This is a genomic window from Streptomyces sp. NPDC060205, assembly GCF_042728395.1.
GTDB lineage: Bacteria > Actinomycetota > Actinomycetes > Streptomycetales > Streptomycetaceae > Streptomyces.
The window spans coordinates 1-24,571 of record NZ_JBHWZP010000128.1 but is presented as its reverse complement, the minus strand read 5'-3'; the positions used below and the strand labels follow the sequence as shown (position 1 = coordinate 24,571).

At 72.1% G+C, this 24,571-nt stretch carries 22 protein-coding genes; 7 read left to right on the top strand and 15 right to left on the bottom strand.

Annotation, left to right across the window (positions count from 1 at the left end; genetic code table 11):
* Window positions 1-143: 143 nt before the first annotated feature.
* Window positions 144-1,301 carry an acyl-CoA dehydrogenase family protein gene (locus ACFWGJ_RS22725; RefSeq protein ID WP_387327331.1) on the bottom strand — a complete coding sequence of 386 codons (1,158 nt, stop codon included), beginning with the start codon at window positions 1,299-1,301 and terminating at the stop codon, window positions 144-146.
* 188 nt (window positions 1,302-1,489) lie between these two features.
* On the opposite strand from ACFWGJ_RS22725, the gene ACFWGJ_RS22720 reads away from it, so the two are divergent.
* Window positions 1,490-2,833: a UDP-glucose dehydrogenase family protein gene (locus ACFWGJ_RS22720; protein WP_387327329.1), complete on the top strand. Its 1,344-nt coding sequence runs from the start codon at window positions 1,490-1,492 to the stop codon at window positions 2,831-2,833.
* 59 nt (window positions 2,834-2,892) lie between these two features.
* Window positions 2,893-3,258 (top strand): VOC family protein, encoded by a 366-nt coding sequence (locus ACFWGJ_RS22715; RefSeq protein ID WP_387327326.1) that lies wholly within the window; start codon window positions 2,893-2,895, stop codon window positions 3,256-3,258.
* Between the two features lies 1 nt (window position 3,259).
* Here the strand turns inward: ACFWGJ_RS22715 and ACFWGJ_RS22710 are convergent, their stop codons facing one another.
* The 5 genes from ACFWGJ_RS22710 to ACFWGJ_RS22690 all read right to left on the bottom strand — a co-directional run bounded on the left by ACFWGJ_RS22710 (window position 3,260) and on the right by ACFWGJ_RS22690 (window position 9,134).
* Window positions 3,260-4,384 carry a dipeptidase gene (locus ACFWGJ_RS22710; RefSeq protein WP_387327323.1) on the bottom strand — a complete coding sequence of 375 codons (1,125 nt, stop codon included), beginning with the start codon at window positions 4,382-4,384 and terminating at the stop codon, window positions 3,260-3,262.
* A gap of 513 nt (window positions 4,385-4,897) precedes the next feature.
* Entirely contained in the window at window positions 4,898-6,136 is a 1,239-nt protein-coding gene (locus tag ACFWGJ_RS22705; RefSeq protein WP_387327339.1) for an RNA polymerase sigma factor, read from the bottom strand.
* Between the two features lie 163 nt (window positions 6,137-6,299).
* Window positions 6,300-6,656 carry a YciI family protein gene (locus tag ACFWGJ_RS22700; RefSeq protein WP_107022241.1) on the bottom strand — a complete coding sequence of 119 codons (357 nt, stop codon included), beginning with the start codon at window positions 6,654-6,656 and terminating at the stop codon, window positions 6,300-6,302.
* 131 nt (window positions 6,657-6,787) lie between these two features.
* A complete protein-coding gene (locus tag ACFWGJ_RS22695; RefSeq protein ID WP_387327320.1) occupies window positions 6,788-7,921 on the bottom strand; it encodes an LCP family protein in 1,134 nt (377 codons plus the stop codon).
* A 184-nt stretch (window positions 7,922-8,105) separates the two neighbouring features.
* Complete coding sequence (locus ACFWGJ_RS22690) at window positions 8,106-9,134, bottom strand: LacI family DNA-binding transcriptional regulator (protein WP_387327318.1); 1,029 nt, start codon at window positions 9,132-9,134, stop codon at window positions 8,106-8,108.
* A gap of 163 nt (window positions 9,135-9,297) precedes the next feature.
* Between ACFWGJ_RS22690 and ACFWGJ_RS22685 the strand changes: the two genes are divergently transcribed.
* From ACFWGJ_RS22685 to ACFWGJ_RS22670, 4 genes are all read left to right on the top strand, one after another.
* The gene (locus ACFWGJ_RS22685) at window positions 9,298-10,686 is read left to right on the top strand and encodes an ABC transporter substrate-binding protein (protein WP_387327315.1); all 1,389 of its coding nucleotides are present in this window, start codon (window positions 9,298-9,300) and stop codon (window positions 10,684-10,686) included.
* A gap of 62 nt (window positions 10,687-10,748) precedes the next feature.
* The gene (locus ACFWGJ_RS22680; protein WP_387327337.1) at window positions 10,749-11,630 is read left to right on the top strand and encodes a carbohydrate ABC transporter permease; all 882 of its coding nucleotides are present in this window, start codon (window positions 10,749-10,751) and stop codon (window positions 11,628-11,630) included.
* 4 nt (window positions 11,631-11,634) lie between these two features.
* Entirely contained in the window at window positions 11,635-12,537 is a 903-nt protein-coding gene (locus tag ACFWGJ_RS22675) for a carbohydrate ABC transporter permease (protein WP_387327312.1), read from the top strand.
* 44 nt (window positions 12,538-12,581) lie between these two features.
* A complete protein-coding gene (locus ACFWGJ_RS22670) occupies window positions 12,582-14,879 on the top strand; it encodes a glycoside hydrolase family 3 N-terminal domain-containing protein (RefSeq protein ID WP_387327309.1) in 2,298 nt (765 codons plus the stop codon).
* A gap of 106 nt (window positions 14,880-14,985) precedes the next feature.
* Here ACFWGJ_RS22670 and ACFWGJ_RS22665 read toward each other — a convergent pair whose 3' ends face one another.
* From ACFWGJ_RS22665 to tsaB, 4 genes are read right to left on the bottom strand one after another with little or no spacing between them, the layout of a single operon-like run.
* Window positions 14,986-15,240 (bottom strand): hypothetical protein, encoded by a 255-nt coding sequence (locus ACFWGJ_RS22665; RefSeq protein WP_387327306.1) that lies wholly within the window; start codon window positions 15,238-15,240, stop codon window positions 14,986-14,988.
* On the bottom strand, window positions 15,237-16,364 hold the full coding sequence (tsaD, locus tag ACFWGJ_RS22660) for a tRNA (adenosine(37)-N6)-threonylcarbamoyltransferase complex transferase subunit TsaD (RefSeq protein ID WP_387327303.1): 1,128 nt from the start codon (window positions 16,362-16,364) through the stop codon (window positions 15,237-15,239). Before tsaD ends, ACFWGJ_RS22665 begins: the two co-directional genes overlap by 4 nt.
* On the bottom strand, window positions 16,357-16,830 hold the full coding sequence (gene rimI, locus ACFWGJ_RS22655) for a ribosomal protein S18-alanine N-acetyltransferase (protein WP_387327334.1): 474 nt from the start codon (window positions 16,828-16,830) through the stop codon (window positions 16,357-16,359). The genes tsaD and rimI overlap by 8 nt, the downstream gene beginning before the upstream one ends.
* Before the next feature lie 20 nt (window positions 16,831-16,850).
* On the bottom strand, window positions 16,851-17,510 hold the full coding sequence (tsaB, locus tag ACFWGJ_RS22650) for a tRNA (adenosine(37)-N6)-threonylcarbamoyltransferase complex dimerization subunit type 1 TsaB (protein WP_387327300.1): 660 nt from the start codon (window positions 17,508-17,510) through the stop codon (window positions 16,851-16,853).
* A 127-nt stretch (window positions 17,511-17,637) separates the two neighbouring features.
* Between tsaB and ACFWGJ_RS22645 the strand changes: the two genes are divergently transcribed.
* Window positions 17,638-18,192: a hypothetical protein gene (locus ACFWGJ_RS22645; RefSeq protein WP_387327297.1), complete on the top strand. Its 555-nt coding sequence runs from the start codon at window positions 17,638-17,640 to the stop codon at window positions 18,190-18,192.
* Window positions 18,193-18,793: 601 nt separating this feature from the next.
* Here ACFWGJ_RS22645 and tsaE read toward each other — a convergent pair.
* The 5 genes from tsaE to ACFWGJ_RS22620 form a co-directional block, all read right to left on the bottom strand.
* A complete protein-coding gene (gene tsaE, locus ACFWGJ_RS22640; RefSeq protein ID WP_387327294.1) occupies window positions 18,794-19,321 on the bottom strand; it encodes a tRNA (adenosine(37)-N6)-threonylcarbamoyltransferase complex ATPase subunit type 1 TsaE in 528 nt (175 codons plus the stop codon).
* Window positions 19,287-20,537, bottom strand: a complete 1,251-nt coding sequence (locus tag ACFWGJ_RS22635; RefSeq protein WP_387327291.1) for an alpha/beta fold hydrolase — start codon at window positions 20,535-20,537, stop codon at window positions 19,287-19,289. The genes tsaE and ACFWGJ_RS22635 overlap by 35 nt, the downstream gene beginning before the upstream one ends.
* A 121-nt stretch (window positions 20,538-20,658) precedes the next feature.
* Window positions 20,659-21,810 carry an alanine racemase gene (alr, locus tag ACFWGJ_RS22630; protein ID WP_387327288.1) on the bottom strand — a complete coding sequence of 384 codons (1,152 nt, stop codon included), beginning with the start codon at window positions 21,808-21,810 and terminating at the stop codon, window positions 20,659-20,661.
* A gap of 105 nt (window positions 21,811-21,915) precedes the next feature.
* The gene (locus tag ACFWGJ_RS22625; RefSeq protein ID WP_387327285.1) at window positions 21,916-22,863 is read right to left on the bottom strand and encodes a L,D-transpeptidase family protein; all 948 of its coding nucleotides are present in this window, start codon (window positions 22,861-22,863) and stop codon (window positions 21,916-21,918) included.
* A 183-nt stretch (window positions 22,864-23,046) separates the two neighbouring features.
* Window positions 23,047-24,483 (bottom strand): NAD(P)H-hydrate dehydratase, encoded by a 1,437-nt coding sequence (locus tag ACFWGJ_RS22620; RefSeq protein ID WP_387327282.1) that lies wholly within the window; start codon window positions 24,481-24,483, stop codon window positions 23,047-23,049.
* Window positions 24,484-24,571: the final 88 nt, after the last annotated feature.

The window sequence follows — 24,571 nt, the reverse complement described above, 5'->3', positions numbered from 1 at the left end:
CTCCTCGACAGCTACCAGACCGAGCGCCACCCCGTCGGCGCCATGGTCCTGCGCAGCCTCGTACTGCGCAGGACGCACGAAGGCCCCTGATCCGTGCGGGTCATCAGGGGCCTTTGCGCGAGGGGTGCTGCGGGCGAGGGGTGTTACGGCAGGTTGCGGGCCATCACGATCCGCTGGACCTGGTTCGTGCCCTCGTAGATCTGCGTGATCTTGGCGTCGCGCATCATGCGCTCGACCGGGTAGTCACGGGTGTAGCCGTAGCCGCCGAGAAGCTGGACGGCGTCCGTGGTGACCTCCATGGCGACGTCGGAGGCGAAGCACTTGGCCGCCGCGCCCTGGAAGGTGAGGTCCTTGTCGCCGCGCTCGGACTTGGCGGCGGCCGCGTACGTGAGCTGGCGGGCGGCCTCGATCTTCATGGCCATGTCGGCGAGCATGAACTGGATGCCCTGGAAGTCGGCGATCGGCTTGCCGAACTGCTTGCGCTCCTGGACGTATCCCTTGGCGTAGTCGAGCGCGCCCTGGGCGATGCCGAGTGCCTGCGCGGCGATCGTGATGCGGGTGTGGTCCAGGGTCTTCATCGCGGTGGCGAAGCCCGTGCCCTCCTCGCCGATCATGCGGTCGGCGGGGATGCGGACGTTGTCGAGGTAGACCTCGCGGGTCGGGCTGCCCTTGATGCCGAGCTTGCGCTCCGGGGCGCCGAAGGAGACGCCCGGGTCGGACTTCTCGACGACGAAGGCGGAGATGCCCTTCGAGCGTTTGGTGGGGTCGGTCACGGCCATCACCGTGTAGTACTCGGACTCACCGGCGTTGGTGATCCAGCGCTTCACGCCGTCCAGGACGTAGAAGTCGCCGTCGCGGACCGCCTTCGTCTTCATGCCGGCCGCGTCCGAGCCGGCGTCCGGCTCGGAGAGGCAGTACGAGAACATGCCGTCGCCCTTGGCCAGCGGCGTCATGTACTTCTTCTTCAGGTCCTCGGAGCCCGACAGGATCACGGGCAGCGAGCCGAGCTTGTTCACCGCGGGGATCAGGGACGAGGACGCGCAGACCCGCGCCACCTCCTCGATCACGATGACGGTGGCCAGCGCGTCCGCGCCGGTGCCGCCGTACGACTCCGGTACGTGCACCGCGTGCAGGTCGGCCGCGACCAGCGCGTCCAGGGCCTCCTGGGGGAAGCGGGCCTCCTCGTCCACGGCCGCGGCATGCGGCGCGATCTTCGCCTCGGCCAGTGAGCGGATCGCGTCCCGGAGCATGTCGTGCTCCTCGGACGGGCGGTACAGGTCGAAATCAGCCGATCCGGCCAAGGTCTCTCACGCTCCCAAAGATGCAGTGACGCTGACGCTAACTACCGTTAAGTAACCCAAATTTTATGCGCCCGCCCACGCGAGTGATACGTGAGCTTGCCGACAGGGGGGATCTGCCCGGTCAAGGGCTCCGGCACGCCCCGACTATGCTCTGTCCGCGCACCCGACGGCTACCTCCTGGAGCACCCATGGCCCTCAAGATCACTGTGATCGGCACCGGCTATCTCGGCGCGACGCACGCTGCCGCCATGGCCGAGCTGGGTTTCGAGGTGCTGGGCCTGGACGTGGTTCCCGAGAAGATCGAGATGCTCCAGCGGGGCGAGGTCCCGATGTACGAGCCCGGTCTGGAGGAGCTGCTGCGCAAGCACGTCGCCGGGATCGAGGGCTCCAGCGGGCGGCTGCGGTTCACCATGGACTTCGCCGAGGTCGCGGAGTTCGGCGACGTCCACTTCGTCTGTGTGAACACCCCGCAGAAGCACGGCGAGTACGCCTGCGACATGTCGTACGTCGACGCCGCCTTCGCCTCGCTCGCCCCGCACCTCACCGGCCCCGCCCTGGTCGTCGGCAAGTCCACCGTGCCCGTCGGGTCGGCCGACCGGCTGGCCCGCACGCTCGTCGAGCTCTCCCCCGCGGGCGACGAGGTCGAGCTGGCCTGGAACCCGGAGTTCCTGCGCGAGGGCTTCGCCGTCCAGGACACCCTGCACCCCGACCGGATCGTCGCCGGGATCCGCAGCGAGCGCGCCGAGAAGCTGCTGCGCGAGGTGTACGCGACTCCGCTGTCCGAGGGCACGCCGTTCGTGGTGACCGACTTCCCGACCGCCGAGCTGGTGAAGACCGCCGCGAACTCCTTCCTCGCGACCAAGATCTCCTTCATCAACGCGATGGCCGAGGTCTGCGAGGCCGGCGGCGGCGATGTCGTGAAGCTCGCCGAGGCCATCGGGCACGACGACCGGATCGGGAAGAAGTTCCTGCGCGCGGGCATCGGCTTCGGCGGCGGCTGCCTGCCCAAGGACATCCGCGCGTTCATGGCCCGCGCGGGCGAGCTGGGCGCCGACCAGGCGCTCACCTTCCTGCGCGAGATCGACTCCATCAACATGCGGCGCCGCGGCCAGATGGTCGAGATGACGCGGGAGGCGCTGGGCGGCAGTTCCTTCCTCGGCAAGCGGATCGCCGTGCTCGGCGCGACCTTCAAGCCCGACTCGGACGACGTCCGGGACTCCCCCGCGCTGAACGTCGCGGGCCAGATCCACCTCCAGGGCGGCCAGGTCACGGTCTACGACCCCAAGGGCATGGACAACGCCCGCCGCCTCTTCCCGACCCTCGGGTACGCGGAGACGGCCGTGGACGCCGTCCGCGGGGCGCACGCCGTCCTGCACCTCACCGAGTGGCGTGAGTTCCGCGAGCTGGACCCGGCGGCGCTGGGCGAGGTCGCCACGGACCGCGTGGTGCTGGACGGCCGCAACGCGCTCGACCCGTCGGTGTGGCGGGCGGCGGGCTGGACGTACCGCGCGATGGGCCGCCCGACGGCCTGACACCCCGGACCGCCCGTCGCGAGGACGCCCGTCCCGAGGAGAAGACCGAGGAGAAGATCATGGCTCTCGCCAGGCTGGGCTCCGTCGTCCTGGACTGTCCCGATCCGCACGCCCTCGCCGCGTTCTACGCCGGGATCCTCGGCGGGACGATCGAGGACAACGGCGACTGGCTGGACCTGCGGCTGCCGGGGCCGGCGGGCGGCACGCTGGCGTTCCAGGCCGCCCCCGGACACGTACCGCCGAAGTGGCCCTCGCCCGAGGCCTCGCAGCAGTTCCATCTGGACCTGACGGTCGAGGACCTGGACGCGGCGGAGGCCGAGGTCCTGGCGCTGGGCGCCAAGGTGCTGGACGCGGCGGACCGCACCCGCACCTGGCGCACGTACGCGGACCCGGCGGGCCACCCGTTCTGCCTCTGCACCGGCTGACCTAGCCGTCGAGTTCGGCGATCCGTGCCATGGACGGCTCGCGGCGGCGGCGGGCGGCGCGCGAGGTGAAGTCCGCGGTACGCAGGACGCGCTGGACGTTGCCCCAGGTGAGCAGGGCCAGGTCGGTCTCGGACCAGCCGCGGCCGAGGAGTTCGGCGACCAGCCGCGGGTAGCCCGAGGCGTCGGAGAGGTCCTGCGGGTGCGCGGCCCCGGAGTCGTACGTCCCCGAGAGGCCGACGCACTCGGGTCCCGCGAGTTCCCGTACGTGGTCCAGGTGGTCGGCGACGTCCCGGACCGTGGGGCCCGTCTGCTCGGCGGTCAGCGGGACCAGGCACAGGCCGTGGCGGGCGCCGAGTTCGACGAGGACGTCGTCGGGGAGGTTCGCCGGGTGCGGGCGCAGGGCGCGGGCGGCCGAGCGGGTGCACATCACCGGGGACTTGGAGATCGTCAGGGCGCGGCGGACGGTGGCGTCCGAGGCGCCGGAGAGGTCGGCGAGGACGCCGAGACGGTTCATCTCGCGCACGACCTCCTCGCCGAACCGGGTCAGCCCGTTCTCGCCGGCCCAGGAGGCGCCGGAGAGGGTGAGGACACGCAGGCCGAGGGAGTGCAGCGCCCGCAGGATGCCCAGGGAGTCGTCCAGCGCGGCGGCGCCCGCCGGGCCGAGCAGCACGGCGACCCGTCCGCAGTTCCTGGCGTCCGTGACCTGGGCCGCGCTGTGGGCCGTGCGCAGGCCTTCCGGGTGCGCGGCGACCACGGTCTTCACGAGGTCGAGCTGTTCCAGCGTGGCGCCGACGGCGCGTTCGCCGACGAGTGCCCCCGGCAGGTGCAGCGACCAGAACAACGCTCCTACGTGCCCCTCCCGAAGCCGGGGCACGTCCGTGTCGACGGCGCTCTCGCCGAGTTCGAGGTCGTACCAGGACAGGCGGCGCAGGGCCCAGGGGAGGCCGCTGTAGCCGTCCGCGACGGGGTGGGCGGTGAGGAGGGTGTGGGCGCGGGCCAGGGGGTCGGCGCCGGGCTCGGCCGCGACGGGCGGCGGCTCGAACCCGCCGCTCGGCGGCTCGGGGTGATCCAGGTCCAGGTCCCCGACCTCTGCGGTGGAGTGCAGTTCGTCCTGCAGATCAGCCATGTGAGGCTCCGGGGTCCGGTGGTGCCAACAGGTGGCTCCACCGTGCCACGGCCCGGACCCACCTTCACGACGAACGAGCCGTTCGGGCGACGCGGGGGCCGTCCGGCACGTGCGGGTGGGAACCGGCCGTCTTGTGGGTGCGGGTCCGTCGCGGTCGCCCGCGCAGTTCCCCGCGCCCCTAAAAACGGCCGTCATACGGGTGCGGGCACGTCGTGGTCGCCCGCGCAGTTCCCCGCGCCCCTAAAAACGGCCGTCTTATAGGTGCGGGTGCGTCGTGGTTGCTCGCGCCGTTCCCCTCGCCCCTTAGGGGGCGAGGGCGCAGCCGAGCCTTCAGGGGCGCGGGGAACTGCGCGGCCAGCCACGACGCACCCGCAGACGTCGTCCCCAGGGGGCGAGGGCGCAGCCGAGCCTTTCAGGGGCGCGGGGAACTGCGCGGCCAGCCACGACGGGCCCGCAGGCGTCGTCCTCAGGGGCGCGGGGAACTGCGCGGGCGGTCGCAGCGGGCCCGCGCCCTCAGGGGCGCAGCCCGCACTCCCTCGCGCGCGTCAGCAACAGCGTGCGTTCGCGGTCGTTGCGCGCGAGTTGCGCCGCTCTCGTGAACTCCGCCGCCGCCTCCTCCCCGCGGCCGAGCCGCTCCAGCAGGTCCCCCCGGACACTCGGCAGCAAGTGGTACTCCCGCAACGCCGGCTCCCCCACGAGCGCGTCCACGAGCGCCAGCGCAGCACCCGGCCCCTCGGCCATGGACACGGCGACGGCCCGGTTCAGTTCGACGACCGGCGACGGCACCCGCACGGCGAGCATCCCGTAGAGGGTGACGATCCGCCCCCAGTCGGTCTCCGCGTACGTGAGCGCGTGCGCGTGACACGCGGCGATGGCGGCCTGGAGGACGTACGGTCCGGGCCCGCCCCCCGAGGACACCGCCTCCGCCCGCCCCAGCGCGGCGAACCCCCGCCGGATGAGCACCCGGTTCCACCGCGCCCTGTTCTGGTCCTTGAGCAGCACGGGCTCCCCCGACGGCCCGGTCCGCGCGGCCGACCGCGACGCCTGCAGCTCCAGCAGCGCCGCCAGCCCGTGCACTTCGGGCTCCTTGGGCATCAGCTCGGCGAGCACCCGCGCGAGCCGCAGCGCGTCCTCGCAGAGCGCGGGCCGCAGCCAGTCGTCCCCGGCCGTGGCGGCGTACCCCTCGTTGAAGATCAGGTAGATGACCTCCAGTACGGAACCGAGCCGGGCCTCGCGTTCGGGCCCGTACGGCACCTCGAAGGGAACGCCCTTCGCGGCGAGGGTGCGTTTGGCGCGCACGATGCGCTGGGCGAGGGTCTTCTCCGGGGTGAGGAACGCACGGGCGATCTCGACGGTGGTCAGCCCGCCGAGCAGCCGCAGGGTGAGCGCGATCCGGGCTTCGGCGGACAGCACGGGGTGGCACGCGGTGAAGACCAGCCGCAGCAGATCGTCGTCGATGTCATCGGGATCGGCGGGCTCGTCCACGTAACCCTGTCCGTACCCGTGCGGCCCGGACGTCTCCAGGTCGCGCCCCATCTCCACCAGCTTGCGGGCGTACCGCTCGCGCCGCCGTACGAGGTCGATCGCCCGGTGCTTGGCGGTGGCCATGAGCCAGGCCCCGGGGTTTCCCGGCACCCCGTCCCTGGGCCACTGCTCCAGCGCCGCGACCAGCGCGTCCTGCGCCAGTTCCTCCGCGATCCCGACGTCCCGCACGATGCGTGCGACGCCGGCGATGATGCGGGGCGACTCCATCCGGAAGACGGTCTCGATGGTGCGGTCAGGGTCCTGGGCGGGGGTGTCCGCGGGGGTGTCTGGCGTCACGCTCCACCATCAGACACCCCCGGACCCGTACGGCCAAGGCAAAACCCGAAGCCGAAGCCGAAGCCGAACCCGAAGCCGAGGCCGGCCGCCGGGCTCAGCCCTCGACGATCTCCCGCACCTCGCAGGTCACCGTCCAGTGGGCCTCGTGGATCTGCAGGAACCGCTTGGTCCATTCGACGGCCTCGGCCCGGTCCTTGGCCTGGAGCATCGCGTATCCGCCGACGACCTCCTTGGCCTCCGTGAACGGCCCGTCGGTGACGGACAGTTCGCCGCCCTCCCAGCGCACCCGCGTGCCCTGCGCGGTCGGCGTCAGCCCGGAGGTGTCCAGCAGGACGCCGGCCTTCGTCATCTCCTCGATCAGCTCACCCATGCGCTCCATGAGCGCGTCGCTCGGTCCCTCGGCGGGGGCGTTCTGCTCGTCGATACGGATCATCGACAGGTAGCGCGGCATGGTGACTCCCTGAGTTCTCGGCGCGGAGCCGGGGCCGGTCCCCGTCCCTCATCGCCTCTCACCCATGCGTCGAACGACCGGCACGGGGATCGACACACCCGCCGGACTTCATCGGTTTTTCTTCGTGGAGGTCACTTCAGCGACTCCCACAGCTTGCCCGCCTCCGGCTCCTGCGCCACCACCCGGTTGAGGTTGGAGGGTGCGGGCACCACCGGCATCGTCACGGTCTCGGTGTACGTGGAGGAGAGGGACTTCAGGCTCTGGCCGAGGCTCATGAGTTCGGTGAGGGAGTTCAGGCCCGTGTCCGTGGTGAGGCTGCCGGTGAGCGCGTCGGCGACGCTGTACAGCCGGGTGGGGTTGGTGAGGAGGTTGCTGGAGGAGACCTGGTCGAGGAGCCCCTTGACCAGTTTCTGCTGGAGGCCGATGCGGCCGAGGTCGCTGCCGTCGCCTATGCCGTGCCGGGTGCGGGCCAGGGCCAGGGCGTCCGCGCCGTCGAGGTGGTGGGTGCCCGCCTCCAGTTCGAGGTGGCTGTCCTCGTCGGAGATGTCGTCGTCGGTCGTCACGGTGACCCCGCCGAGCGCGTCCACCAGATCGGCGAAGCCGGCGAAGTCGATCTCGATGTAGTGGTCCATGCGGACGTTCGTGAGGGTCTCCACGGTCTTGACCGCGCAGACGGGCCCGCCGAGCGAGTACGCGCTGTTGAACATCACGCCGTACGCCTCCGCCGTGGACCCGCCGGACTCCAGCGGGCAGGAGGGGCGGGTGACGAGGGTGTCGCGCGGGATGCTGACGACGGTCGCCTCCGAGCGGCCCTCGTCGACGTGGATGATCATCGCGGTGTCGGAGCGGGCGCCCTCGCTGCTGCCGCCGCCGAGCGCCTTGTTGCGCTTGCCGCTGCGGGAGTCCGAGCCGAGGACGAGGATGTTGAGCGCGCCGCTGGGCAGCGGGGCGGCGGACTCGGGACCCGTGGGGGTCGTCACGGCCCTGGCCGGCCGGTTGTCGCCGAGCGCGCTGTCGATGTCGACGCTCTTGATGTTGTGGTTCAGATGCCAGTACACCCACGCGGCCCCGGCCACGGACGCGACGAGTACGCAGCTCAGGGCGATGCCCGCCACCTTGAACAGCCGTGACCGGCCGGACCACCACGACCGTCCCCCGGCGCCCGCGCCACCCGCGCCGCCGGCACCTGCACCGGCACCGGCGTCACCGGCACCGCCCTCGGGTATCGCGGCGTCCTCGCCTCCGGACCCGTCTTCTCCGCTCACGTCCACACTCCCGCTCACAGGAAGAACATAAGTCCGAATTATTTCAACAAGGAACCACTTCCCGGCTTTCCTTCGGAAACTCTCAGGTTTCGTTGAGTTTTCTCAGGATCTGTCTCCGAAACTTTCGACGCCCCGACACCGCTCACGGTGACCGTGGCATCGATCACGGCGACCGTGGCGCCGATCACGCCGACGGCGGCGCCGTACTGCTCCTGACCACCAGACTCGTCGCCAGCTCCACCCGCGTGGCGGTCGAGGGCCGTTCCGAGCGGCCGAGGTCCAGGACGAGCCGGGCCGCCGCCTCGGCCATCTCCGTCAGCGGCTGGCGCACGGTGGTGAGCGGCGGGCCGACCCAGCGGGCCACCGGCAGGTCGTCGAAGCCGACGATGCTGAGGTCCTCCGGTACCCGCAGGCCCAGCTCGCGGGCGGCCTCGTACAGGCCGAGGGCCTGGAGGTCGTTGCCCGCGAAGACGGCCGTCGGGCGGTCGGGGAGCTTGAGCAGTTCGAGCCCGGCGCGGTAGCCGCTGTCGTGGTGGAAGTCGCCGGTGCGCACGAGCGCCGGGTCGACGGGCAGCCCGGCCGTGTCGAGCGCCGCCCGGTACCCGTCGAGCCGGGCCCGGCTGCACATCATCCGCGAGGGCCCGCTGATCACACCGATGCGGCGGTGGCCGAGGTCGGCCAGATGACGGGTCGCGGCCAGCCCGCCCTGCCAGTTGGTGGCGCCCACGGACGGGGCGTCGTCACCGGGGTCGCCGGCCGGGTCGACCACCACGAACGGGATGGAGCGGCTCGTCAGCAGGGCCCGCTGGGACTCGTCGAGCCCGCTGAGGACGAGCACGACCCCGTGCGGGCGGCGGGCGGCGACCTGGTCGGCCCAGGTGCGCCCGGGGGTGAGCCGCCCCGCGCTCTCGGACAGGACGACGCTCAGCCCCTCGTCCCGCGCCACGTTCTCCACGCCCCGGATGACCTCCATCGCCCACGCGCTCTCCAGTTCGTGGAAGACGAGGTCGATGAGCGGCGACCGGGACGCCTCGGCCCGGCGGCGCCGGTAGCCGTGGTTTCTCAGCAGTTCCTCGACCCGGGTGCGGGTCGCGGGGGCCACGTCGGCGCGGCCGTTGAGCACCTTCGAAACAGTCGGGGCCGAGACTCCCGCCTCGCGGGCGATCTCGGCGAGCGTCGCTGACTGGGCTACGGCGGGATTCGGGCGAGTCATGAACGGGATCGTATCCCTGCGCAACCTCTTGACGAACCCCCTCGACCGCCATACGTTCCCGGAACATTCGAAGTACCACCCGAAACATTCGTGCAGGTTCGATGCGTATGCGTGCCGTGAGCGCGCCGGCGAGCGGACGGGCCGGACAAGAAGAGGTGCTGTCATGGAGTCGATCAACGGGCGGTCCAACGGCGGGCAGCCCACGGGCGCGGGCCCGGCCAGAAGCGCGGAGGGCGGCCTGGGCGGCCGTACGTTCAGCAGGCGCTGGGTGCTGGGCGCCGGTGCCACCACCCTGCTCGCCACCGGCCTCACCGCCTGCGGCTCCGACGACGGCCCCGGCGGGGGCGGCGGCACGATCGACGCCTTCGTGTACGGGGACGACGCGGTGAAGGTCCAGCAGACGGCCGTCGAACGCTTCAACAAGTCCGCCGCGAGCAAGTCGGCCAAGGGCACGGTGAAGCTGGTCAGGATCCCGGGCGCGGACTACACCTCCAAGCTCCGTACGGCGATGGGCTCGCCGAGCGCCCCGGACGTCTTCTTCAACTGGGGCGGCGGCTCGATCAGGGCCTACCAGGAGGCGAAGCAGCTCGTCGACCTGACCGACACCATCGCGGGCGACCCGGTCCTGAAGTCGGGCTTCCTGCCCGCGGTGCTCGCGGCGGGCGCGCTCGGCGGCCGCAACTACGGGATACCGATGCGCGGGATGCAGCCGGTGATCCTCTTCTACAACAAGTCGGTCTTCGCCGAGCACAAGCTCCAGCCGCCCACCACCTGGGCCGAGCTGCAGGACATCAACGCCAAGCTGAAGAAGGCGAAGATCACCCCGTTCGCGCTCGGCGGCGCGGACACCTGGACCGAGCTGATGTGGCTGGAGTACCTGGTCGACCGGATCGGCGGCCCGGAGGTCTTCGCGAAGATCCAGGGCGGCGACGCGTCCGCGTGGGGCGACCCGGCCGTCCTGAAGGCCGCGGAGAGGGTCAAGGAACTCATCGACGACGGCGCGTTCGGGTCGAAGTTCAGCTCGGTGTCGTACGTCAACGGCGGCGCCCCCGCGGTCTTCGCCAAGGGCAAGGCGGCGATGCACCTGATGGGTTCGTGGGAGTACTCGACGCAGCTCGGCAAGTTCCCGTCCTTCGCGAAGAACAACCTGGGCTGGTGTGCGTTCCCCACGGTCGAGGGCGGCGCCGGCGACATCCGCAACGTCGTCGGCAACCCGACCAACTACTGGTCGGTCAACGCCCGTACCGGCAACAAGGACGCGGCGATCGCCTTCCTGAAGGACTGCGCCTCCGAGACGTACGCCAAGGCGCTGGTCGCCAACGGTGACATCCCGACGACCTCGAACGCGGCCAAGCTGCTGGAGGCCTCGCCCAACCCGGAGTTCGCGAAGTTCCAGTACGAGATGGTCGAGAAGGCGCCGGCCTTCACGCTCTCCTGGGACCAGGCGGTCGACGCGGACATCGCGACCCCGATGCTCACGGAGATCAACAAGCTGTTCGTCGGGAAGTCCTCGCCGGGCGAGTTCGTGTCGGCGCTCAAGGAGCTGAAGTGAGCGCACCCACCCCCACCAAGGCCCCGGTGGGACGCCCGGTCGCCGAGCGCGGCGGGCCCGAGCTGCCCCGCCGGCCGCGCAAGCGGTCCGGGGCGGCCACGGCCGGCCGGCCGCACGCCGTCTGGGCACTGCCCGGTGTGCTGTTCTTCGCGTTCTTCGCCGTGGTCCCGATGGGACTCGCCTTCTATCTCTCCTTCACCAGCTGGGACGGCCTGGGCGACCCGACACCCGTCGGCCTCGACAACTGGCGGAAGCTGATCGATGACGACCGGATGGTCCAGTCGCTGTGGCTGACGGTCCTGCTGACGGTGGCGAGCTGGGTCTTCCAGACGGTGATCGCGCTGCTGCTCGGCGTCTGGGCGGCGGGCCGCCAGCGCAATCGGGCGGTGCTGTCCGCGATCTTCTTCGTCCCGTTCCTGCTGTCCTCGACGGCGATCGCGCTGCTCTTCTACGCCCTGCTCGACCCGAACTTCGGCATCATCCAGCAGAACATCCTCGGCTCGTCCGGCGGCGCGTTCCTGGCGATCGTGTTCGTCGGCGGCTGGCAGTTCATCCCCTTCCACACGCTGATCTACCAGGGCGGCGCCCGTCAGATACCCGAGGTGCTCTACCAGGCCGCGGCGATCGACGGGGCGGGCCGCTACCGCCAGTTCTTCTCGATCACGCTGCCGCAGCTGCGGCACACCGTCACGACGTCCACGGTCCTGATGGTCGTCGGCTCGCTCACGTACTTCGAGACCGTGCTGATCCTCACCAAGGGCGGCCCGGGCACCGACACCGCGATCCTGCCGTACCTGATGTACGAGGCGGGCTTCAAGAGCTACGACTTCGGCTACGCGAGCGCCATCGCGTCCTTCCTGGTGCTGGTGGCCACCGGCCTGTCCCTGATCCTCGTGCGGCTGACCGGCTTCGGCGGCATGCGCAGTACCCGCGAAGGGATGTGACGGAGTGTCACACGACACCTTGCCGCGTCCGCGTCCCATGCAGACCGAGAAGCACGGCGCACAACCGTCGCCGCCCCACCGCCGGCACTGGACGAAGCGCGCCAACCCCGTCGCCGGACTCGGCGCGATCGTGTGGCTCGCGATCGTCATCGTCCCGATCTACGCGATGGTGTCGGCCTCGCTCACCAGCCAGGACAAGGCCCTCACCGGCAACCCGCTGGCCCCGCCCACGAGTCCGACGCTCGACAACTACAACACCGTGCTGCACAGCGGCTTCGGTCATCTGCTGGCCAACACGGCGATCGTGGCCGTCGCGGTCGTGGCCATCGTGCTCGGCCTCTCGGTCCCGCTCGCGTACGTCGCCGTCCGCACCCGTGACCGCTGGTCGGGCCTGGCCTTCCGGCTGTTCCTGCTCGGGGTCGCGATCCCGGCCCAGGCGGTCGTGGTCCCCCTCTACCTGCTGATCGCCAAGCTCGACCTGTACGACAGCCTCCTCGCGGTCATCCTGCCGACGGCGGCCTTCGCGATGCCGGTCTCCGTCCTGGTCCTCGTGGGCACCCTGCGGGACGTCTCGGAGGAGCTGTACGAGGCAATGGCCCTGGACGGCGCCTCACCACAGCGGATGCTGTTCCAGCTGGCGGTCCCGATGGCCAAGGGCGGTATCAGCACGGTCGTCATCTACGCGGCGCTGCAGGCCTGGAACGGCTTCCTCTTCCCGCTGATCTTCACCCAGTCCGACGAGCCGCGCGTCCTGACGCTCGGCCTGTTCAACTACGTCAGCCAGTTCGGCGTCAACATCCCCGCCCTGCTGGCCTCGGTCGTCCTCTCCGGCGTCCCGATCTTCGCCGTCTACCTGGTGGCCCGCCGCGCCCTGGTCGGCGGCCTGATGGGCGTGGGCGGAAAGTGAACCCACTCGTCCCCGACCCTGCCCCTCACCCTGACAGGAGTTTCATGACCACCGCACCCTGGCGTGATCCCGCCCTGCCCGCCGAGGCCCGGGTCGACGACCTGCTCGCCCGGATGACCCTGGAGGAGAAGACCGCCCAGCTGTACGGCGTGTGGGTGGGAGCCGCCACGGACGGCGACGGAGTCGCCCCGCACCAGGACGAGATGACCTCGGACTTCGACTGGGACGAGCTGATCACCCACGGTCTGGGCCAGCTCACCCGCTCGTTCGGTACGGCCCCCGTGGACCCCGCGCTGGGCGCGCAGGCACTGGCCCGCGCCCAGCGCAGGATCAGCGAGGCGGGCCGCTTCGGCATCCCGGCCGTCGCCCACGAGGAGTGCCTGGCGGGCTTCACGGCCTGGGGCGCGACCGCGTATCCGGTGCCGCTGGCCTGGGGTGCCTCGTTCGACGCGGCGCTGGTGCAGGAGATGGCCCACCGCATCGGCCGGGACCTCGCCTCCGTCGGCGTCCACCAGGGCCTCGCCCCGGTCCTGGACGTCGTACGGGATCCGCGGTGGGGCAGGGTCGAGGAGACGATCGGCGAGGACCCGTACCTCGTCGGCACGATCGGCGCGGCCTACGTCCGCGGTCTTGAGTCCGCGGGAATCGTCGCCACGCTCAAGCACTTCGCGGGGTACGCGTCCTCGGCGGGCGCCCGCAACCTCGCTCCCGTACGGGCCGGGGTGCGCGAGTTCGCCGACATCACGCTGCCGCCGTTCGAGTTCGCGCTGCGCGAGGGCGGGGCCCGTTCGGTGATGGCCGCGTACACGGACACGGACGGCGTGCCCGCGACCGCGGACCCGTACCTGCTGACCGAACTCCTGCGTGAGCAGTGGGGTTTCACGGGCACGGTCGTCAGCGACTACTTCGGCGTCGGCTTCCTCAAGACCCTGCACCGGGTCGCGGGCACCGAGGCCGAGGCCGCCCACGCGGCCCTTACGGCGGGCGTGGACGTCGAACTGCCGACGGTCCACTGCAACGGCGACCCGCTGGTGGAGGCGGTACGGGCCGGGGACATCCCCGAGTCGCTGGTGGACCGGGCGGCGGCCAGGGTGCTGCGCCAGAAGTGCGAGCTGGGCCTGCTGGACGAGACCTGGTCCCCCGAGCCCACCGGCCCCGTCGACCTCGACTCGACGGCGAACCGCGTCCTGGCCCGCCGCCTGGCCGAGGAATCCGTGGTCCTGCTCTCCAACCCGGAGGGCCTGCTCCCGCTGGCCCCCGACACCCGCATCGCCGTGGTGGGCCCGCGGGCGGCGGACGCCCTGGCGATGCTGGGCTGCTACTCGTTCCCGTCCCACGTGGGCGTCAACCACCCGGCCCTGCCGACGGGCGTCGAGATCCCCACGCTCCTGGAGTCCCTGCGCACGGAACTCCCCGACGCGAAGATCACCTTCACCGAGGGCTGCGACACGACCGACCCGGACACCTCCGGCTTCGAGGAGGCCGTCACACGCTCCACGGAGGCGGACGTCTGCGTGGCGGTGCTCGGCGACCGGGCGGGCCTCTTCGGCCGGGGCACGTCGGGCGAGGGCTGCGACGTGGCGGACCTGCAACTGCCCGGGGTCCAGGCCCAGTTGCTGGACGCCCTGACCGCCACCGACACCCCGGTCGTCCTGGTCCTGCTCACCGGCCGGCCGTACGCGCTGGGCCGCTGGCACGACCGGCTGGCCGCCACGGTCCAGGCGTTCTTCCCGGGCGAGGAGGGCGGCCCGGCGGTGGCGGGCGTCCTGTCGGGCCGCGTGAACCCCTCGGGCCGGCTCCCGGTCAGCGTCCCGCAGACCCCCGGCGGCCAGCCGTGGACCTACCTCCAGCCCCCGCTGGGCCTGGCGGGCGAGGTCAGCAACCTGGACCCGACCCCGCTCCACCCCTTCGGCCACGGCCTCGGCTACACGGACTTCACATGGGAGGACACGGCCGACGCGCACGCGCGAACGACCACGGACGAGGGGCACGACGTCTCGGTCACGATCCGCAACACGGGCGCGCGGGAGGGCACGGAGGTCGTCCAGCTGTACCTGCACGACCCGGTGGCGTCCGTGACCCGCCCCGACGTACGCCTGATCGGCTACCACCGCCTGACCCTGTCCCCCGGAGAGGCCCGCCGGGTCACGTTCCACTTCCACCCGGACCTGTCGGCGTTCACGAACGCCAGGGGCCACCGCGTGGTGGAACCGGGAGCCCTGGAACTCCGGGTGTCCAGGTCCAGCACGGACGTACTCCACACAACGCACCTGACCCTGACGGGCCCAGAACGCCGACCGGGCCCGTCCCGCCAACTGACATGCAGGACAACGACCACCTGAGGGGCACGGGGAACGACGCAGCCCCTTCAGGGGCGCGGGGAACTGCGCGACCAGCCCCCACCGGACCCGCACCCGAAGAACACCCGCCAACCGCCGGAGGCGACCCCTACCCCTCGACGGACTCGAACCGCCACCGATGAACGGCCCGAGCAACCAACCCAACAGCAGGCTCCGGAAGCTCAGGGAGCGAGTCGTCGTACGCGGCATCCCACCACGTGATGACAAGCACCCGCTCCCCCGGAGCCCGCAGGACCTCCCGCCGCAGGGGCCGCGCCGGGAGGTCCTGCTCCCGCACCCACGCGAGCAGTTCCTCCCCCCGCCCCTCGGCGGCCCGCGCCTCCCACATCAACGCGACACTCATGAGTACAGATTGCCCTTGCTGACCTCATGCACATGATCGTGCGAGTGCGAGTGCCCGTCCGCGTCCCCCTGCGCATGGGAACGCCCCGGCACATGCGGATCGGTGACGGGCAAGGACGAGTCCGCCGACAGATCCCAATCGGAGGCGGCCCGCCCCCGGGCCACCATCTCCGCGCCCAGCGCAGCGACCATCGCCCCGTTGTCCGTGCACAGCTTCGGCCGCGGCACCCGCAACGTGATCCCCGCGGCCTCGCACCGCTCCTGCGCGAGCGCCCGCAGCCGCGAGTTCGCCGCGACGCCGCCGCCGATCATCAGATGGTCGACGCCCTCGTCACGACAGGCCCGTACGGCCTTGCGTGTCAGGACGTCCACCACGGCTTCCTGGAAGGACGCGGACACGTCCCGCACGGGTACGTCCTCGCCAGCCGCCCGCTTCGCCTCGATCCACCGGGCCACGGCGGTCTTCAGCCCGGAGAAGGAGAAGTCGTACGCGGCGTCGCGCGGCCCGGTGAGCCCGCGCGGGAAGGAGATCGCGTTCGGGTCGCCCTCCTTGGCGTACCGGTCGATGACCGGCCCGCCCGGGAATCCGAGGTTGAGCACTCGGGCGATCTTGTCGAAGGCCTCGCCCGCCGCGTCGTCGATCGTCGCGCCCATCGGCCGTACGTCACTGGTGATGTCCGAGGACAGCAGCAGCGAGGAGTGGCCGCCGGAGACGAGCAAGGCCATCGTCGGCTCGGGCAGCGGCCCGTGCTCCAACTGGTCGACACAGATGTGGGAGGCGAGATGGTTCACCCCGTACAGAGGCTTTCCCAGCGCGTACGCGTACGCCTTCGCCGCCGAGACGCCGACGAGCAGCGCGCCCGCGAGTCCGGGCCCGGCGGTGACGGAGATGCCGTCGAGGTCGCGCGCGCTGACCCCGGCCTCCTTCAGCGCCCGCTCGATGGTCGGCACCATCGCCTCCAGGTGCGCGCGGGAGGCGACCTCGGGCACGACCCCGCCGAAGCGCGCGTGCTCGTCGACGCTGGAGGCGATGGCGTCCGCGAGGAGGGTCGTCCCGCGGACGATGCCGACGCCGGTCTCGTCGCAGGAGGTCTCGATGCCGAGGACGAGAGGTTCGTCAGCCATTGATCTCGGTTCCTTGTACGGAAGTTGACGGGTCGTTGAGGCGCATCACGAGCGCGTCCACGTTGCCCGGCTGGTAGTAGCCGCGCCGGAAGCCGATCGCCTCGAAGCCGAAGCGCTCGTAGAGCTTCTGGGCGCGGATGTTGTCGACCCGGCATTCGAGCAGCACCTCGGCGCACTCGAAGGCGGTCGCGGCCCGCAGCAGTTCGGTCAGGATGAGCGCGCCGAGCCCGGTGCCCCAGTGTTCGCGGGCGACGGCGATGGTCTGTACGTCACCGGCGTCGCCGGCGGCGGCCAGACCGCCGTATCCGACGATCGTCCCGCCGTCCTCCGCCACCACGTACCGCCGGGTCGCCTCGGGTCCCCGCGCGTGGGCCAGGTCGGACCAGAACATGCCCCGTGACCAGGCGTCCTCGGGGAAGAGGTCCTTCTCCAGCTCCAGTACGGGCTCGATGTCCCACCAGCGCATCTCACGCAGCACCGCGGTCGTCACTTGGGGGTGACCACCTTGTAGTTCTTGGGCACCTGGGCGTCGGGCCGGCGCAGATAGAGCGGCCGGGGCGCTTCCATCTCCTCGCCCGCCGCCAGCCGCTCCGCCGCCAGGGACGCGAGCGAGGCCGCCGACACGTGCTCGGGTTCGCGGGCGTCCGGGAAGGTGTCGGGGTAGAGCAGCGCGCCCGCGCCCACGGCGGGCAGTCCGCCGATGTCGAGCTCCCCGGGCCGGTCCACGGCGGGTTCGGTGAGCCGCGTACGGGAGTCGGCGTAGCGCGCCCAGTAGACCTCCTTGCGCCGGGCGTCGGTGGCGACGACGAAGGGTCCCTCGATCCCCGCCTCACCCCCGGCGGCGTACGCGAGGCCGTCGAGCGTGCACAGTCCGTACACGGGCACGCCGAGCGCGAGCCCGAACGTGTCGGCGGTCATCAGACCGACTCTGAGCCCGGTGTACGGGCCCGGGCCCACGCCGACGACGATGCCGGTGACGGCGTCGAGCCGCAGCCCGGCCTCGGTGAGCACCCGGTCGACGGCCGGCAGGAGCAGTTCCCCGTGCCGACGCGCGTCCACCTGGCTGTGGGCGGCGACGACGGACGTGCCGTCGTGCAGCGCGGCGGTGACGGCGGGGGTGGCGGTATCCAGAGCGAGCAAGAGCACGCGAACAGCCTACGGCGCCCGGACCCGGCGCACGGCCGCCTCAATCCGGCGGGTGGCTGCTGCTAACGTCACACCGTCACAACACGGACAAAAACCGTACAAGATCGTACGAGAGGTGGGCACCCAGGTGATTCGGAGCAGCTCGGGAATCGTGGCCGCACTCACCGCGGTGGCGCTCGCCGTGATCGGCTTCCTCACCTACCAGGCGTCGGCGTACGCGCCGGCCGACCTGTCCGCCCCGGGGGCCGCCGAGTCCGTGCCGCCCACGGCGTCGAAGGCGCCGCGGGACAAGAACCACCCGACCGCGCTGCCCGCCGACTCGGGCACCGGTCAGCGGGTCGTGTACGCGCTGGACGACGACCGGGTGTGGCTGGTCGACGAGGGCGACAAGGTCAGGCTCACGTTCCGGGTCAGCCCCGGTACGGTCGATCCGCTGCCCGCGCGGTACGTCGTCACGTCACGCTCCGGGACGATCGTGGGCTCCGACGGTGTGGCCGTCGAACACGTGGTCCGCTTCGCCAGCCTGGACGGCGTCGCGATCGGCTTCAGCGCGGCGGTGGACGGCTCGGTGACGCCCCCCGACCCGGCCCGCAAACTGGGCGCGATCCGCGAACCACGGGGAGCCGGAGCGGCGATGTGGGACTTCGCCACGATCGGCACGCGGATCACGGTAATCAACTAACCGACTCAATCCGCCCGCATACCCACCCACCCGCCCGATAGGTGAACCCAACCTCAAGGGGCACCCACCTCAGGGGCGCGGGGAACGGCGCAATCTTTGTCTCTGGAGGGGCGCAGCCCCTTCAGGGGCGCGGGGAACGGCGCAGTCTTTTGTCTTTGGAGGGGCGCAGCCCCTTTAGGGGCGCGGGGAACTGCGCGACCAGCCCCCACCGGCCCGCACCCGCAAACGACCTAAGCCGCCCGCCGCCCCTCACCCCGCCCAGCCGCCGCAGGCACAGGCGCAGGCACAGGCGGTGGCGGCGGCACGGACACAGCCCGCACAAGCCCACCCACGGCAAGCAACTCCCCCACCGACACCGACACCCCACCGGCCCTGGAAGGAACACGTTCCGACGCAGACGCAGGCATCGCGACCTCCTGAAGAGCTCCGGCAGCAGACATGGTTAGGTAGACCTAACCAACTCCTCCGCCCATGTGAACACGCCGAAGCCTCCCGCCGCAACATCTTCCCGACGCCCTGTCGGAATGTTGGGGCGAACGTACAAACCGAACGAACCCAGCCCCGGTACCTCAGGGCATCAAGGCCTCAGGGCATCAGGGCATCAGGCGGAGAGCACGCCAAGGTCCACCGCCCCCCACCGCTCCCCCACCCCGGTCACGGCGACATGCCGTACCTCGTCGGTGGTGTCCCCCACGGCCCGGTGGATCAGCAGCTGCAGCCGGTCGTCCGTCAGCTCCTCGACCTTCCCCTCGCCCCACTCCACGACGATCACGGAGTCGGACAGCGACACGTCGAGGTCGAGGTCCTCCATCTCGTCGAGCCCGCCGCCCAGGCGGTACGCGTCGACGTGGACGAGCGGCGGCCCGTCCCCGAGCGAGGGGTGCACCCGGGCGATGACGAACGTAGGCGAGGTGACCGCGCCCCGGACCCCGAGCCCCTCCCCGAGCCCGCGGGTCAGCGTGGTCTTGCCAGCGCCCAGTTCGCCGGTGAGCATCACGAGGTCGCCGGCCCGCAGGAGCTTGGCGAGCCTGTGCCCCAACTCCTTCATCCGGTCGGGTGAGTTGACGACGATCTCCGCGGTCACGACACCGGGGTCAGCCGGGTTGCGCGGTGCTGCTGGTGCTTCCATAGCCACCAACGGTAGCCCCTGCGGGCACGGCGCCGACGCGGGTGAGCAGGTCGGCGAGCCGGTCTGTGACGACCTCCGGATGCTCCAGCATCACGAGGTGTCCGGCGTCCGGCACGAGCACCAGCTCGGCGTCCGGCAGCAGGTCGGCGATGGACTCGCTGTGCTCGCTCGGCGTCACGAGGTCCTTGACCCCGGCGAGGACGAGCACGGGCAGGTCGGCGAAGTACGCGAGCGCCTCGGTCTTGTCGTGGTCGGTGAAGGCGGGGTAGAACTCGGCGACCACGTCGATGGGCGTGGCCTCGATGAGCCGTTCCGCGAACCGCGCGACCGCCGGGTCGATGTCCCGGGACGCGAACGAGTACCGCTTGATGATCCCCGCGAACAGGTCGGCGGTGGCCCGCCGCCCGCGCTCCACCAGTTCGGCCCGCTGCCCGAGCGCCTTCAGCACTCCGGGCAGGATCCGCCGCACCGCGTTGACGCCCGCGACGGGCAGCCCGAAGTTGACCTCGCCGAGCCGCCCGGACGACGTACCGACCAGTGCCACGCCGACGACGCGGTCGCGGATGAGGCCCGGGTACTGGTCGGCCAGGGCCATCATCGTCATGCCGCCCATCGAGTGGCCGACGAGCACGAGCGGGCCCTCGGGCGCCGCCGCGTCGATGACGGCCTTCAGATCGCGGCCCAGCTGGTCGATGGTGACCGGCTGGTCGTCCCGGACCTGGGCCACGCCCCGCCCGGAACGCCCGTGGCTGCGCTGGTCCCAGTGGACGGTCCGGACGACTCCGCGCAGCGCGGCCCGCTGGAAGTGCCAGGAGTCCTGGCTGAGGCAGTAGCCGTGGCTGAAGACGACGGTGACCGGGGCGGGCGCCTTGCGGCCGAAGAGCCGGCGGCGGCGCGGGGCCAGCGCGGTGTCGGTCTCCACCTCGTCGACCTCGTAGTACAGCTCGGTGCCGTCGTCCGCGGCGGCCTTGCCCGGCGTGCCGCGCAACGCCCCGTACGGTCCGGCCGAGTCGAGGGCGAGCCGCGCCTTCCTGCGCATGCCGCGGCCGACCGTGAGCCGCTCTATGGCGACTCCGGCGGCGGCGCCCGCGGCGACCACGCCTATCGCGGCGCCGGCGACGCCTGCCCGGCGCCAGTTCGCGGGCCCGGCCGCGGAGAGGGCCGAGGTCGCGGCCGTGGCCGCTTCCACCGCTGCCTCCGCGCTGCTCTCGCTCACGAACCGCTCCTCTTCTTCGTCTTGTACGGGGTGCCGTCTGTACGGGATGCCGTTTGTACGGGGTGCCGTGCCCCGAAGTACTCCGCACGCGTGCGGAGTACTCATGCGGATACCCCGCTTGTCACTCGTTCACGTAGTCATTCACGTAGACGCGCGGTACGCGGGTTCCGATGCGGGTGACGATCTCGTACGCGATCGTGCCCGCGGCGCGGGCCCAGTCCTCCGCGGTCGGCTCGCCGTGGTCGCCGGGCCCGAAGAGGACGGCCCGCTCGCCGACCGGCGGCTGATCCCCGCCGAGGTCGACGGCGAACTGGTCCATGGCGACCCGTCCCGCGACCGTCCGCCACTTGCCGCCCACCAGGACGGGTCCGGCGCCGGAGGCGTGGCGCGGGATGCCGTCCGCGTACCCGACGGGCACGAGGCCGAGGGTCGTGTCGCCGGCGGTGACGTAGTGGTGTCCGTAGCTGACACCGTGGCCCGCGGGTACGTGCTTCACCAGCGCGAGCGAGGCCCAGAGCGTCATCACGGGCCGCAGCCCGAGGTCGGCGGAGGTGCCCAGTTCGGGGCTGGGCGAGATGCCGTACGTGGCGATGCCGGTCCGTACGAGGTCGAAGTGGGACTCGGGGAGCGTGAGCGTGGCGGGCGAGTTGGCGATGTGCCGCACCTCGGGGCGCAGCCCGGCTACCTCCGCCTGGGCCAGCATCTCTCGGAAGAGGCTGAGCTGGGCCTGGATGGAGGGGTGCCCCGGCTCGTCGGCGCAGGCGAAGTGCGACCACAGGCCGGTGACGGTGACCAGGCTCTCGGCCTCGGCCCGCCGTGCCTCGGCGACCAGTTCGGCCCAGTCGGCGGGCTGGCAGCCGTTGCGTCCGAGTCCGGTGTCGGCCTTGAGCTGCACGCGGGCGGTACGGCCCGCGGCCCGCGCGGCCTCCGCGGCCTCGCGCAGGGCCCACAACCCGCTGATCCCCAGGTCCAGATCGGCCTCGACGGCCTCCCGCCAGGGCCCGCCCGGCGTCCACAACCAGCACATGATCCGCCCCGGCAGCCCGGCCGCGCGCAGGGCGAGGGCTTCCTCCGGGGTGGCCGTGCCCAGCCAGGTCGCTCCCGCGTCCAGGGCCGCGCGGGCGCACGGCACGGCCCCGTGTCCGTACGCGTCGGACTTGACCACCGCCATGAGGGCGGCGGCCGGTGCCTGGGCGCGCAGGGTCCGCACATTGGCCCTCAGGGCGGCCAGGTCGATCTCGGCGCGGGCGCGCGCGGGTGCTGTCTCAGTCATCGCGGACCAGTGTCTCAGAGGGGTCCGACACCACTCTCGGGTACCGGGTCCAGGCCACGGCTTCTCGGGTACCGGGTCCCGGCCACCGCTTCTCGGGTGCCGGTCTCAGGTGCCGGGCTTGCGGCCCCACACGTACACACGGTCGCCCGTGTAGAGCCTGCTCCACAGGGTGCGGGCGTCGGCGAGCCGCATGTTGACGCAGCCGCGCGACCCGGGCGGGCTGTACACGCTGCCGTAGATGGCGTGGAAGGCCTGGCCGCCGCTGAAGAACTGGCTGTACGGCATGGGGGTGTTGTAAAGGGTCGACCAGTGGTTCTTGTGCTTCCAGTAGACCTTGAACCAGCCGGTCCTGGTCCGGTACCCGGCCTTGCCGGTGCGGACCGGCACGGGCCCGAACACCACCCGCTTCCCCTTCTGCACCCAGACCAGCTGCCGGCGGAGGTCGACGCACGCGACGCGACCGGCCCGTACGGGGCATCTCCCGGCCGCGTTCGGCTTCTTCGCGGCGGACAGGAGACGCATCCGGCCCCAGGTCACGGGCCCGGCGAAACCGCTGTCCGGCCGGATGCCCTGCTTGCTCTGGAAGGCCCGCACGGCCCGGCAGTCCGCCGCCGACTGCTTCCCGTCCACCTTGAGCCGCAGCCACCGTTCGACCTGCCGCTGGTGGGGCCCGGCCTGCCGGCTGCACGCCGTCACCCCGGCCTCCCGCGCGACGGCCTCGCTCAGCGGTACGTACTCGATCAGCGCGTCGCTCCCCTCGGCGGCGCGCGGCGGCTCGACGGCGTCCTCCGCGGCGGAGGGCGTGTAGACCTGCGGGGCGAGCACCTGGTCGGGGGTGTCCAGCTGCCAGGGCTGGTACGGGCCCGGGTGCACGCCGGGCACGAGTTCGCTCTGCGGTGCGGGTGCGCGGGGTGCGCGGGGCGCGCCGGGCGCGGGCGGGGGCGGGGCCGTGGGGGCGGCGACGGCCCCCGGCCCGGACAGCACGACGAGGAGGGCGACCAGGGCGCTGACCGGCGCGACGACGGTTCTCTTACGGACTCTCTTGCGGACCATGTGCTCAGCGAAACCCGGGAGGGTGCCGGGGCCTGGTCAGCCGCGCGGCAGGGTCGCCCGTTGTGGCGCACGCCCGCGTGTGCGCCCGCGCACGTTCCGCTTGGTTCGCGGCGTCGGGCCGTCGCGACGTTCCGCTCAGTTCGCGGCGTCAGGCCGTCGCGACGTCCCGCTGAGTTCGCGGCGTCAGGCCGTCGCGACGTCCCGCCAGGCCTCGCGTACCGCTTCGGCGACGTCGTGCGCCCCCACGGGCGCGCCGTTCGCGGCGAGCCGCCCGGCCAGTCCGTGCAGGTACGCGCCGACGCTGCCGGCGTCCCGCGCGTCGAGCCCGGCGGCGAGCAGGGACCCGGTCAGCCCGGACAGCACGTCACCGCTGCCGGCGGTGGCGAGCCAGCCGGTGCCGGTGGAGTTCACCCGCACGGGTCCGCCGCCGGGGGAGGCGACGAGGGTCGTGGACCCCTTCAGCAGCACGGTGGCTCCGTACCGCTCGGCGAGTTCCCGTACGGAGGCCAGGCGCGCGCTCTCGACCTCCTCGCGCGGGACGCCGAGCAGCGCGGCGGCCTCTCCGGCGTGCGGGGTGAGCAGAGTGGGTGCGCGCCGGGCCCGTACGGCGTCGCGGTCGGCGAGCCGCAGTCCGTCGGCGTCGACGAGTACGGGTACGTCCGTCTTGAGGACGGCCGCGACGACGTCGGCGTCGTCGCCGGCGCCGGGGCCGACGACCCAGGCCTGGACACGCCCGGCCTGCTCCGGCGAACCGGTGGACACGAGCGTCTCGGGGAACCGTGCGATGACGGCGTCGCCCGCGGGTCCGACGTACCGTACGGCGCCGGCGCCGGCGCGCAGGGCTCCGGAGACGGCCAGTACGGCGGCGCCCGGATAGCGGGAGGACCCGGCGGCGATGCCCACGACGCCTCGCCGGTACTTGTCGCTCTCGGCGCCGGGGACGGGGAGCAGGGCGGCGACGTCGGCGTGCTGCAGCGCTTCGAGCTCGGGCTCGCCGGGGAGCGCGAGGCCGATGTCGACGAGCCGTACGGACCCGGCGTACTCCCTCGCCGGATCGACGAGCAGCCCCGGCTTGTGGGTCCCGAAGGTGACGGTCAGGTCGGCGCGTACGGCGGCTCCGCGGACCTCGCCGGTGTCGGCCTCGACGCCGCTGGGCAGGTCGACGGCGACGACTGCTGCGCGGATCTCGCCCAGTACGTCGAGCAGCGGGGCGGCGTCGGGGCGGAGCCCGCCCTTGCCGCCGATGCCGACGATGCCGTCCAGGACGAGATCGGCGCGCCGGAGCGGCGCTTCGGCGGCCGCCGCTCCTTCGACCACGCTTCCGCCTGCGCGTCGCAGGGCGGCGAGGCCGCCGGGGTGGGTGCGGTCGGGCGTGAGCAGGACGGCGACGACGCCGGCGCCGCGCTTGGCGAGGCGGGCGCCGGCGTACAGGGTGTCGCCCCCGTTGTCGCCGCTGCCGACGAGCAGCACGACGCGCCGGCCGTAGACGCGCCCCAGCAACTCGGCGCACGCGGCGGTGAGCCCGGCCACGGCCCGCTGCATCAGTGCCCCGTCCGGCAGCCGCGCCATCAGCTCCTGCTCGGCGGCCCTGACCGTCTCCACGCTGTAAGCAGTACGCATGGGTCCGAGTCTCCCCTACGTCGCGCTCTTCGTCGTGCCCTTCGACTGCGGGCCGGTGGGGGCTGGTCGCGCAGTTCCCCGCGCCCCT